Genomic DNA, 11,155 nt, shown 5'->3' on the forward strand with positions numbered 1-11,155 from the left:
TTTGTATAAATATATTTTATGAACTATACGCTCAATCAACTCAGGATCTTTCTGAAAATTGTCCAAACCGAAAGCATCACCAAGGCGGCCGAAGACCTGCATCTGACGCAGCCTGCGGTGTCGATCCAATTGAAAAATTTCCAGAATCAGTTTGAAATCCCGCTGACGGAAATAGTAGGAAAGAAGCTGTACGTGACCGATTTCGGTCGGGAAATTGCCGTGGCTGCGGAGAATATTCTGAATGAAGTTTACGCCATCAACTACAAGACGCTGGCGTACAAAGGCCAGCTCGCCGGACGCTTAAAAATTTCGGTGGTCAGCACCGGAAAATACGTAATCCCGTATTTTTTAGCTGACTTTATGAAGCGCCACCAGGGCGTCGAACTGGTGCTCGATGTAACCAACAAATCGAAGGTGATCGAGAGTCTGGAGAATAACGAAGTCGACTTTGCGCTGGTTTCGGTGCTGCCCACGCAGTTGACGATCAACAAAATCGAGCTGATGCAGAATAAACTGTATTTGGTCGGCAACCGGGAAGTGACTGTTGAAGAAAAACTGTATCCCAAAACGGTTTTCGAAAGCATTCCACTCATTTACCGGGAAGCGGGTTCGGGCACCCGGTTTGTCATGGAACGCTATTTCGAAAACAACCAGTTGGCGGTGACCAAAAAGATGGAATTGACATCGAACGAAGCGGTGAAGCAGGCCGTCATTGCCGGGTTGGGCTACTCCATCATGCCCCTGATCGGCATTAAAAATGAACTGGAAAATGGGCAGCTTCAGATCATTCCGGTTCAGAACTTCCCGATTACGTCGGTCTGGAATCTGATCTGGCTTTCTCCTAAAAAACTGTCGCCGGTGGCCGCTATGTATCTGGAGTACCTTCACAAAGAGAAAGATGCCCTGGTCAAAGAACGCTTCGACTGGTTTGAAAACTATCGTTGACCTGACAACTGGCGCAGACACCACTGTCTGCGGGCTTTTCTTCCTCATGGTGTGACCTTAGCGGTTTTTTGTGGTCAAAAGAATAGGCAAATCCCCTTTCTTTTAACCACAAAAACTATTTATGAAAAAGCCACTGGCCGAGTTGATCGGCACCTTTTCGCTGGTACTTTTTGGCTGCGGAGCAGCCAGCATTTCCGGTATTTCTTCGACCGGGCCATCGGGCATCGGTTTGTTGGGTATTTCCTTCGCGTTCGGGCTGGCGGTGGTGGTCATGGCCTACGCCATCGGGCCGGTTTCGGGCTGTCACATCAATCCCGCAATCACGATTTCGATGCTCGTAGCCGGTAAAATCAAGGCCAACGAAGCCGTGAGCTATATCGTCGCCCAGTTCGTGGGGGCTACACTGGCGGCCGGGACTTTGTACCTGATTCAGGAAGGTGCCCCCGGTTTTGCGCTGGGCGAATGGGCGCTTGGTTCCAACGGCTGGGGGCCTGGTTATCTGGGAGCCTACAATACCACCTCTGCTTTCATCACCGAGGCCGTGCTGACGTTCCTGTTTCTGCTGGTTATTTTCGGGACTACCTCCCGGCTGGGTAACGGCACGATGGCGGGTCTGGCGATTGGCCTGACGCTGGTGCTGATTCACCTGGTCGCCATTCCCGTCACGGGCACGTCCGTTAACCCGGCGCGGAGCTTCGGCCCGGCTATTTTTGCGGGCGGAGCGGCTTTGAAACAACTCTGGCTCTTTATCGTGGCCCCGATCGTGGGCGGCATCGTGGCTGCGGTGTTTTACAAAGGCGTTTTCGAGGAAGCCGGGAAGTAAGGCAATTGAGCAGGTTAAAACGCCAGCCAGAAAACTCTTAACTTTTTGAACCTACCCTTTTTGTCATCTAACAAGGGGCTGCTCTGTGTTTAGAATGTTCGTTCAAAAATGCATCGGAAACGAACACGTCAAAGATCTAAAACCAAAACAACTTGTCTTCATTTATGGGAGGAAATTTCAGTGTAATAAATGTGAAAGGGCTGATAGCATTCGCAAGACCTCCGCTTTGGTCCACTTCTGAAAAAGAGTGAATCAGCCGCTCAATTTTAATCAATAACTCCTGCATATTGAATGGCTTCGCTAAAAACAAATCGGGATCGCATTGAGCTAACCCTTGCCGGGCAATTTCTGGATCAGTATCAGATACCAAAATCACCGGCAATTTACAGGGCAGCCTCTTGATCATCCTAAGTAGCGGATGCCGCCTTCCTGCTGGCGTTTCTGCTCGGCATCCTGTTTTTTCAGTACCGCACCATTCGTCGGGTTAACGACAAACCGGCCGAAACAAACAGACACTTTCCGATGCCAATGAACGGATCAATAAACAATCGGGCCATTGTGTCCAGTCTATTATACTTGCAGTCGAACCGATTGGAGGACGAAAGTGCCGTTTGGGCCGTGAGAGAAGGTCAGCAGCGGGTGGAAGTCATTTCGTTGATTCATCAGCAATTAACAAACCTGATAATGTTACCCGAGTCAATTGGTTAGCTGTCACTGAAAGACAAAAGGCTGTCTCCAATTCAGAGACAACCTTTTGTCTTGTCTTATCATTTGAGTTTAACGACCCAATAGTCAAGTATTCCTTTGGGCCGCTCGCTTTTGTCGCTGGTTCCTCCGGGTTGGGATTGAGAAGAACCGGCGGCAATAATTCCGCCATCGGGCGTGGTCAGCATATCAGCTAACCCATCCGTATACGCACCACCCAAGGTTTTATCCTGCCATTGATAGCTTCCGTCCGCTTCCAGTTTCAAAATCCAGTAATCACCACCTCCTTTAGGCATTTCAATTTTTTCACCACTAGGAGCAGAAGGCGAATCGCCACCCAGCCAGACACCCCCATCGGCTGTTACGGCCAGCGACTTAAAGGTATCGTCACCCCCAGCACCAACCGTCTTATCCCACAGTTTGTTGCCATTGGCGTCAATCTTGACAACCCAGTAATCGTTATGACCGGCAATACCGCGTAACCCTTCTGTCTTGTCAGCCCCGGCGGGCGAGGACGAGCTACCGCCCAGTACAAACCCGCCATCGGGCGTAGCGGCCGCCTTGGCTAACTTATCGTCCTGCGTTCCTCCGAACGTTTTCTCCCACTGCTTGTTGCCATTTGCGTCAATTTTAACCACCCAGTAGTCATAACCTCCTTTGCCGGCAGCCGTTTTATTGCCTGCCGCTCCCTGAGAAGAGGAGTAACCTGCAAGCAGATAACCCCCGTCTGTTGCCTTTACGACCGATTCCAAATAATCATTGCCTCCGTTGCCCAAGGTTATATCCCACTGCTTCTTGCCGTTGCCGTCCACCTTGACAATCCAGTAGTCGTAGCTCCCGTTACAACTGTTCATTGATTTGTCGCTGGTCGGCTGGGTTTGGAAAGAGCCTATTCCACCCAACGGGTTTCCAGATGGCAGGGGAACGATAGTAGCCTGCGAGGCCGAGATGCCCCCTACCAGAAAGCCCCCGTCGTCTGTTGCCACCATCGAGGTCAGGTGGTCTTCATTGGTTCCCCCGAGTACTTTATCCCACACTTTGTTGCCATTGCCATCCACTTTGACAATCCAGTAATCATACCCCCCTTTGGAACCCTGGGTTTTATTAGGAGACATAAATGGTGAATTAGACGACCCGCCTAACAGCATGGTCCCGTCCGACAGCGGCACGATGGACGCTAACAGGTCTTCACCTGCACTGCCCATAGCACGTGCGTAAGATTTAGTGCCATCGGAGGTTAATTTAACCACCCAGTAATCATTCCCTCCATAGGCCTCAGACTTATCGTTAAACGGCGTGATGGCAGATCCTGGTGAATTGGAGTTACCACCAAAAATATACCCTCCAGCAGGGTTGTTTACGGCGACAGTCAATATATCAATGCCAAATCCGCCCAGTGTTCTATCCCATTGTTTAGGAGGGGCTTCAATGCGCGCACTTGAGTGCTTAACGGTTGACGTTGGGGTGGCAGCATTGTCAATCTCAGTAGGCTTACAATTCCACATCAGGAAGGTGGCGGCTACAACGGCGTACGTAACTTGCTTTTTCATTGTGTTTTTAATGATTAAAAATGATTTGATTGGGTGGTTAAAAAAAGGAAAGTCTAACTGGCTGACCCGCCTGGTGGCGGCTGTCATTGACGAGGCAAAATTGGGGGACAGACGCCCCAAGGAGGTAGCAAAATGCGGACAACTGACTAGCAAAATGCGGCCAATTTTGCCAAAACAGGCCTGTCAGCCCGGCTTTTTAGCACCTTGCGGAGAGAAAATAAGATGAAAACTATTGACGATTAAGCGCCCTTATGAGCCAGCAGATACGCTGAGGGGGAGATGGAAAACTGGTCCTTAAAACATTTGGAGAAGTAAGACAGCCCGTCAAAGCCCACTTTCTCGGCCGCTTCGGAGACCGTAGCACCTTGCTGAAGCAAGGCAGCCGCTTTGCGGAGTCGGTAGGAACGCATCAGTTCTGACACGTTCATGCCCGTCAGGGCCACCAATTTACGGTGCAGCGTTCGGGGGCTCACCGCCAGCTCATCGGCCAGTTGGTCGGCCATAAAATCGGAATTGGCCAGCCGTTGGTCCAGCACTGCGTAGAGCTGAAGCAGGAAGGGATCGTCAATGGATGACTGGGTCGGCTCAACTTCGGCCGGGGGTACATCGGGCTTACGAGCCTGCTGCTGCCAGTGCAGGCGCAACTGCTGCTGATGCCGCAGCAGGTTGGCAAGCCTGAGGTGTAATTCCTGCACCTGAAAGGGCTTGGTCAAATAGTCATTCGCCCCGACCGTTAAGCCCTGGATGCGCGATTCGGCCATTGTTCTGGCTGTGAGCAGAATGACGGCGATATGGGCGGTCAGGGGCGTGGTTTTGAGGCGCTCGACCAGCGTAAAGCCGTCCACCAATGGCATCATCACATCCGAGATGACCAGTTCGGGTAGTTCCTGTAGGCAAAGCTGCCAGCCTTCCTGCCCATTGACTGCCGTCAACACCCGGTATTGGCCAGCTAATTCCCCGGCCATGAACTCCCGCAGATCCTCATTATCGTCCACCACCAGAATCAGCGGGGCCGTGGCTGAGGCCACCGGAAGTTGCCGAGTTGACTTCAAACCGGCTTTTAATCCATCGGTCGGTAAGGCTTCGACGGCGGTCGGCGAGTCGGCGGCAGTCGCTCCAGCGGCTGGCTTGAGGGGAAGCATGACGGTGAAAATCGTCCCCTGGCCAAGCTGACTGGTTACGGTCACTTGTCCCCTCAGCAGATGGGTAAACTCGGCCACCAGAAACAGGCCGATGCCCGTGCCTCCCCCCATACTGGCGGGAGAATCCTGACCCTGGTAGAAGCGGTCAAAAATATGTGGGAGATGCTGGTCCGAAATGCCCAGACCCGTGTCGGCCACCCGCAGTTGAAGCTGCGTCGGACTATCCCCAGATGGTTCCCCCCGAAGCGTTACCTGAATCGAACCGCCTTCGGGCGTAAACTTTACCGCATTCGAGACCAGATTGTAGCCAATGGTTTCCAGTTTAGGGGCATCGAACAGGTAATCGGCTGGTAGGCCTGTCGCTTCGTAAGTCAACTGAATGCCTTTTCGTTCGGTTCTCAACCGGAAGGAATCCACCAGTTCAGAAAAGAAAGTGGTTAGATTCCCCCTTGATTCGGTCACCGCCAGTTGGCCTGCTTCCAGTTTGGCAATATCCAGTAGCTGATTGATTAATCGCAACAAGCGTTTGGCGTTCCGGTGCATGAGATCGTATTGCTGCCGGAGCGCAGGAGGGCCTGATTGGCCCAGCAACCGCTCCAGGGGATTGATGATCAGCGTCAGGGGCGTTCTGAACTCATGGGTGATATTCGTAAAAAACCGCGTCTGCCAGTCAGCGTTTTCCTTGACCAGCTTCGCTTCCTGTTCGTTGAGGAGCATCTCCTGCCGAAGCCGTTCCTGGTTGATACGGTATTGAAAAAAGGCCCGAATCAGACCTACTACCAGCAGAGTATACAGGCCATAGGCCCAGCCTGTCTGCCACCAGGGCGGAGCAATCACCACCTGAATCGTTTTGATTAATGGGCTCCAGCGTCCATTGGCATCGGCCGTATTGACCCGGAACGTATACTCGCCCGGCGCTAACTGGGTGTACTGAGCTATGTTTTGCCCACCGGCATATACCCAGGCCTCGTCGACGCCGGTGAGCTGGTAACGATACTGTAGGCTGGTCGGTTTGTTGTATTGCAAACCGGCATATTCAAACGTTAGAAAATTCTGCGTGTACGTTAGATAGAGCGTAGCCGTGGCGTTGAGGGGAAGCGTCAGGGGGGAACCGGGCTGGCCCGGTTCGACAGGCACATTGGCAATCCGCAGCGTCGTCAGCACCGTGGGCACCGGCTGGGGCGTCGCTTCTTTCAGGGCCAGCGGATCGAACACCGTCACGCCCGTTAAGCCGCCAAAAGCCAGTCGGCCATCGGGCAATTGAGTCCCCAGAAAAGGTTTGTACTCAATGTCCAATAGGCCATCGGCGGTGGTGAAATGCCGCATCCGCCCACTGCGTGGCTCCAGCCGACTGATGCCGCTCAGGGTGCTAAACCAGAGCTGGCCCCGGCGGTCGGTCAGCAGGGTGTTGATGGTGGAGCTCGGAAGGCCCTCTTTTTCAGTCCAGGCTCGGCAATGCATGGTGCGCGTATCCAGACGGCAGAGGCCTTCCTGAGTGCCCACCCAGAGTACCGATGTGTCCTGGGGATCGGCCGCTAAGCACCAGATATGATCGGAAATCAGGGTGGTCGAGTCCGTCGGCTGGTAACGAAGGTGCTTTACAACGCGTCGTGCCTGAGGGTCATAAGCATACAGACCATTAAACTCCGAGCCGATCCAGATCCAGTTGCCAAGAGGCTGAATATCGCTGACCTGGTCATTGGGCAGCGCAAACGCGTTCAGCACCCGACCTGAAGTGTCGGCTTTTATCAGACCCCGGAAAATATCAACCATCCAGATGGTGCCCCCCGGCAGGACCCGCAGGCCATTACCTTCATTAAAGTTGAAACTTTGCTGCCCTTGCCGGATCGACAACAGTGGCCGCAGGCTTCGTCCCAATTGGTTGGTACGAATCAGATGGTAGGCAGCGCCAAACCGGGCCGACAGATAAGCGGTCGACCCGCCAAACCGCAGGCGATAGGGTATGTTATAGGATTGAGCCCAGTCGGGCGCGGGCAGGCCTAGTTCAAGGTTGAGTATATCGGCCACAAAGTTAGTGTGATAGGGGTAGCTCCTCACCGGCAGCGAGCGCAGGTCAAGCTGCTGGACGCCATCGCCATTGGTACCGATCCACAACACGCCCGAGCGGTCCAGCAGCAGGGCGTGAAAGTAGTTGTGATAATCCACGTGAGGGGCCGTCCAGAGGGCCGTAATGTGGTCATCCGGCGTTATCCGGTAGACGGTCATGGCGTGGGTAAAGTAGACATTCCCATCGACGCCCGCGTGAATAAGCCCCACCTTGGTATCCGTAGCATTGGGAATGGGAATCGTGCGAAACCGATGGGTATGGGGCGTAAAGGCAACTAGTTGGCGGACTCCCCCAACAAGGATGTCCCCGTTGGCCCGTCGGGCCAGGGGCGTGTCATAGAAGTTACGGATCCTGCCGTGCTCGACGATGGCGGGATGGGGCCACTGGCGAAACTGGTGGGTTGCGGTGTTAAACGCAAACAATCCACCCGGATAAGGCGCGTATAGCTTGGCTGGGGAGTCCAATAAGAATGTATTCCCAATGGAAACATCCTTAGGAAGACGGATGGTGGGTAGGGGATAAACGGAAACCTGATCCCGATTAGTCTGATAGTGAATCAGTTGCGCGTCATTGCGTCCCCAGAATTGGTCTCCCTTGACGGACAGCTTGCCCTGCGCTACCCCGATGCGTGCCTGATCCAGTCGCTTTGGGGTAAGTAAATCACTAAACTGTTCGGTGATGGGATTCACCAATTGAAAGCCCCCATTTTCCAGATGGATCAGGATGGTGCTATCCGAGACGAGTTGCAGCGACAGGATAATGTTACCGGCTATCGATCGGTTGCTACGGGGTTGATGGCGAAAGATTTTAAAGCGTCGGCCATCGTAGCGGGCCAAGCCATTACGGGTGGCGATCCAGACAAAACCGGCTTTATCCTGGACAATGCCAGAGACATAAAATTCAGGCAAGCCCTGTTGGAGACTAAGGGTGCGGCTCACAAAAGGCTGGGCCGCCAGCCGATGTGTTGCCAGCAAGAGCAGAAACAAAAACCAGCGGCTTACTACCACGTGGGCAGACGATTAGGGTTGAGGGCAGTTAAAATTAGGGGAAGCATGGTAAAAACCCAAACGACTACCCCAGGTATTGGCAAAAGGTAACATCTGGCACTGTAAACTTCTGTGCTATCCCCCTACAGTATGCCAGTTGCGGTTAGAGCCTAAGTCGCTTGTTTGTACTCCATCGGTGTTTAAAAGCCTAATGCCTGGTGTGGGCGTTTGGTGTTATAGTCGTCTAACCGGCCATCGACTATCTGACGGACTTGGGCTAAGTTAGCAAAAGAATAAGCATCCAGTACTTCCCGCTGGAAACTCCCGTTAAACCGTTCAATGTAAGCATTCTGGGTTGGCTTGCCCGGCTGAATCCAATGGAGATCAATACCGTTTTGCTCACACGATTCGCTCAAAACTGCACTGATAAGCTCTGACCCATTGTCACAGCGCAGCTTAGCAGGCTTCCCATAAGCATCTACCAACCGTTGTGGCGGCTGTGTTTTACAAAGGCGTTTTCGAGGAAGCCGGGAAGTAATACGGGCTGCTAGGAAGAGTTACAACAGCCCGGCATAGCAGTGTGCCGGGTTGGTTTGTTTTACCACGGATTCGCCGTCGTCTCGGCCGTGAAATCTTTCAAAAGCCCCAATACTTCGTTGACATCCTTCAGCCGGTAAGCCGCGTTGGTGGTGCCGGGGCCGACTTTGACCGTGTACTGATTTTCCAGCGTCAGGGCCGAAAACATGTCTTCGTCGGTGCGGTCGTCGCCGATGGCCAGCACAAAATCATAAGGCCGGGCGAGGGATAATTGCTTGGCAACCTTGCCTTTATCGGTTTCGGTGCTTTTGATTTCGACCACGCAGTTTCCGTCGATCACCCGAAGTTTATAGGGCAATAGGTTTTCCAGCGTGTTGATCAACTCGCGGGAACGGACAAAACCGGTCACCGATTCGGCGCTGCGGTAATGCCAGGCCAGCGAATGGCTTTTTTCTTCGATGAACGAACCGGGGCAACGGGTCACAAAATCATCCAGAATCGGGTTGACAATCTGTTTCCAGGAGCCGTCGTCCAGAATATCACGTCGCCACAAACCCTGCTGTTTGATGTACGAACCGTGTTCGGCCACCATGTCGATGGGCAGAAAACCGAGCCATTCATCGAGCGTTTGCTGGTCACGGCCGCTGATGATGACCACGTAATTTTCCCGGCGGCTAGCCAGCCGACCAAGCACGTTGATTACCTCGGTGGGCGGACTGGCCTGTTCGGGCTTACTGTGGTAATTGACTAGTGTGCCGTCATAATCAAGCAGCAAAAGCCGCGAGCGGGCTTGCCCATAGCGTTCCTGGAGTGAAAAATCGGTTTGTGCGCTCAGGAGCGGAGTTGGTTCGATGTGTTGGTTCGTGCGCATGGTCAGTAAGCAGTTGACGAAGCTGTTCGCCCATTTTTTAACGTCGTAATCTTTCAATCGCCGTTGCATGATCGCAATCCGGCGCGATTGTTCTTCTGGTTCCATTTCGAGGGCCTGTTTCATCTTGTCGGCTACCTCGTTTTCGTCCAGCGGATTGATGTGCAGGGCCGTACTGAGTTCGTTGGCGGCTCCGGTCATCTCGCTGAGAATCAAGACGCCCTGGTGGTCTTTGCGGGCCGCGACGAACTCCTTGGCTACCAGGTTCATGCCGTCGCGGATGGGCGTAATCAGGGCCACATCGCAGGCCGTGTAAAGGGCCAGCAGTTGCGGAAACGGTACCGAACCGTAGCGGTAGACAATCGGTCGCCAGATCAGCGTCCCGTATTTGCCGTTGATCCGTCCGACGGCCTGCTCGATCATCTGCTTTCGTTCGCCGTACTTCTGAATTTCATCGCGCGAAGGAACCACGACCAGAATAAACGTCAATCGCCCAATCCATTCCGGATATTTTCGGAAGAACGCTTCCAGCGCATCCAGCCGCTGCATGACGCCTTTGGTATAATCCAGCCGGTCGACCGAAAAAATGATTTTTACATCCTTGTACGCTTCCTTCAACGCTTTCCGCTCTTTGACCACGTCGGGGTTGTCAAAAGCGTCGTGGTACAACGGATAGTTAATCCCGACCGGGAAGGCATCGGAACGAATCAGCCGATCCTGGTAGTTGATCTTCCAGATTTTGTGTTGAACGCCCAGGTTGATCTGGATCGATTGCAAAAAGTGGATGTTATAGTCGTTTGTATGAAAACCGATCAAATCGGCACCGAGCAAACCGGTCAGCAGGTATTCTTTGCACTTGTGGGGTAAAATCCGAATCAGTTCGTACGATGGAAACGGAATGTGCAGAAAAAAGCCAATCGTAGCTTCCGGTTGTTTGTCGCGAATCAACTTGGGCAGGCCCATAAAATGGTAGTCATGCACCCAGACAATGTCGCGCGGTTGGAGGAGTTGGGCGACGGTTTCGCAAACCGCTTCATTCGCTTTCTGGTAGGCCAGAAAATCCCGTTCCTGGTAATCGACATAAGTTGAGAAATAGTGAAAAAGCGGCCATAGCACCGAGTTGGAAAAACCGTTGTAAAAATCCTGCTGCGTTTTCCGATCCAGAAAAACCGGCACATACTCAAAGTCGGCGTTGACCAGGTGTTGGTATTTCTCCCAGGTCCGGCGGGAAAAATTCGCACAGCCAACCCAAACCGGTTTCTGTTCCGCTTCGCTGAAATCCAGTGACTGCATGGCCGTGACCAGGCCCCCGGCCGACGATTTCAGCGTCGTCGAGCCGTGAGCGGTTTCAAACGAAAACGGCAACCGATATGATACAATGATGAGTCTGTTGTTGTTTTTCATAAGCAGAGGAGTTGGCGGGGCACAGGTTACGGGGCACGGTTTTCAGTAGAATTGTAGCCGGACGAGCCCTTCACAGATTTACTGAATACCGTAAACTGAAAACCGTGTCCCGTAAACCCATCCCAAG

At 53.0% G+C, this 11,155-nt stretch carries 8 protein-coding genes; 3 read left to right on the forward strand and 5 right to left on the reverse strand.

Annotated features, from left to right (window positions below):
- The first annotated feature begins 18 nt into the window (after window positions 1-18).
- Together ACO2Q8_RS24005 and aqpZ are read left to right on the forward strand one after the other, a co-directional pair.
- Window positions 19-945, forward strand: a complete 927-nt coding sequence (locus ACO2Q8_RS24005; protein ID WP_423347419.1) for a LysR family transcriptional regulator — start codon at window positions 19-21, stop codon at window positions 943-945.
- A 121-nt stretch (window positions 946-1,066) separates the two neighbouring features.
- On the forward strand, window positions 1,067-1,768 hold the full coding sequence (gene aqpZ / locus ACO2Q8_RS24010) for an aquaporin Z (RefSeq protein WP_423347420.1): 702 nt from the start codon (window positions 1,067-1,069) through the stop codon (window positions 1,766-1,768).
- Between the two features lie 136 nt (window positions 1,769-1,904).
- Here the strand turns inward: aqpZ and ACO2Q8_RS24015 are convergent, their stop codons facing one another.
- Window positions 1,905-2,174, reverse strand: a complete 270-nt coding sequence (locus ACO2Q8_RS24015) for a hypothetical protein (protein WP_423347421.1) — start codon at window positions 2,172-2,174, stop codon at window positions 1,905-1,907.
- A gap of 122 nt (window positions 2,175-2,296) precedes the next feature.
- Here ACO2Q8_RS24015 and ACO2Q8_RS24020 point away from each other — a divergent pair, with 122 nt between their 5' ends.
- Window positions 2,297-2,476, forward strand: a complete 180-nt coding sequence (locus ACO2Q8_RS24020) for a histidine kinase dimerization/phosphoacceptor domain -containing protein (protein ID WP_423347422.1) — start codon at window positions 2,297-2,299, stop codon at window positions 2,474-2,476.
- 59 nt (window positions 2,477-2,535) lie between these two features.
- Here the strand turns inward: ACO2Q8_RS24020 and ACO2Q8_RS24025 are convergent, their stop codons facing one another.
- The 4 genes from ACO2Q8_RS24025 to ACO2Q8_RS24040 form a co-directional block, all read right to left on the reverse strand.
- Window positions 2,536-4,110: a hypothetical protein gene (locus ACO2Q8_RS24025; protein WP_423347423.1), complete on the reverse strand. Its 1,575-nt coding sequence runs from the start codon at window positions 4,108-4,110 to the stop codon at window positions 2,536-2,538.
- A 152-nt stretch (window positions 4,111-4,262) separates the two neighbouring features.
- Window positions 4,263-8,240: an ATP-binding protein gene (locus ACO2Q8_RS24030; protein ID WP_423347424.1), complete on the reverse strand. Its 3,978-nt coding sequence runs from the start codon at window positions 8,238-8,240 to the stop codon at window positions 4,263-4,265.
- Between the two features lie 179 nt (window positions 8,241-8,419).
- Window positions 8,420-8,704: an integrase core domain-containing protein gene (locus ACO2Q8_RS24035; protein ID WP_423347425.1), complete on the reverse strand. Its 285-nt coding sequence runs from the start codon at window positions 8,702-8,704 to the stop codon at window positions 8,420-8,422.
- 113 nt (window positions 8,705-8,817) lie between these two features.
- The gene (locus ACO2Q8_RS24040; RefSeq protein ID WP_423347426.1) at window positions 8,818-11,028 is read right to left on the reverse strand and encodes a bifunctional alpha,alpha-trehalose-phosphate synthase (UDP-forming)/trehalose-phosphatase; all 2,211 of its coding nucleotides are present in this window, start codon (window positions 11,026-11,028) and stop codon (window positions 8,818-8,820) included.
- Window positions 11,029-11,155 lie beyond the last annotated feature (127 nt).

The organism is Larkinella sp. VNQ87 (genome assembly GCF_049445795.1).
Taxonomy (GTDB): Bacteria; Bacteroidota; Bacteroidia; order Cytophagales; family Spirosomataceae; genus Larkinella.

Excerpts from the sequence above, each read along its gene's own strand:
- ACO2Q8_RS24005 (WP_423347419.1), top strand. The coding sequence starts at position 19 with ATGAACTATACGCTCAATCAACTCAGGATCTTTCTGAAAATTGTCCAA.
- aqpZ (WP_423347420.1), top strand. The coding sequence starts at position 1,067 with ATGAAAAAGCCACTGGCCGAGTTGATCGGCACCTTTTCGCTGGTACTT.
- ACO2Q8_RS24015 (WP_423347421.1), bottom strand. The coding sequence starts at position 2,174 with ATGATCAAGAGGCTGCCCTGTAAATTGCCGGTGATTTTGGTATCTGAT.
- ACO2Q8_RS24020 (WP_423347422.1), top strand. The coding sequence starts at position 2,297 with ATGAACGGATCAATAAACAATCGGGCCATTGTGTCCAGTCTATTATAC.
- ACO2Q8_RS24025 (WP_423347423.1), bottom strand. The coding sequence starts at position 4,110 with ATGACAGCCGCCACCAGGCGGGTCAGCCAGTTAGACTTTCCTTTTTTT.
- ACO2Q8_RS24040 (WP_423347426.1), bottom strand. The coding sequence starts at position 11,028 with ATGAAAAACAACAACAGACTCATCATTGTATCATATCGGTTGCCGTTT.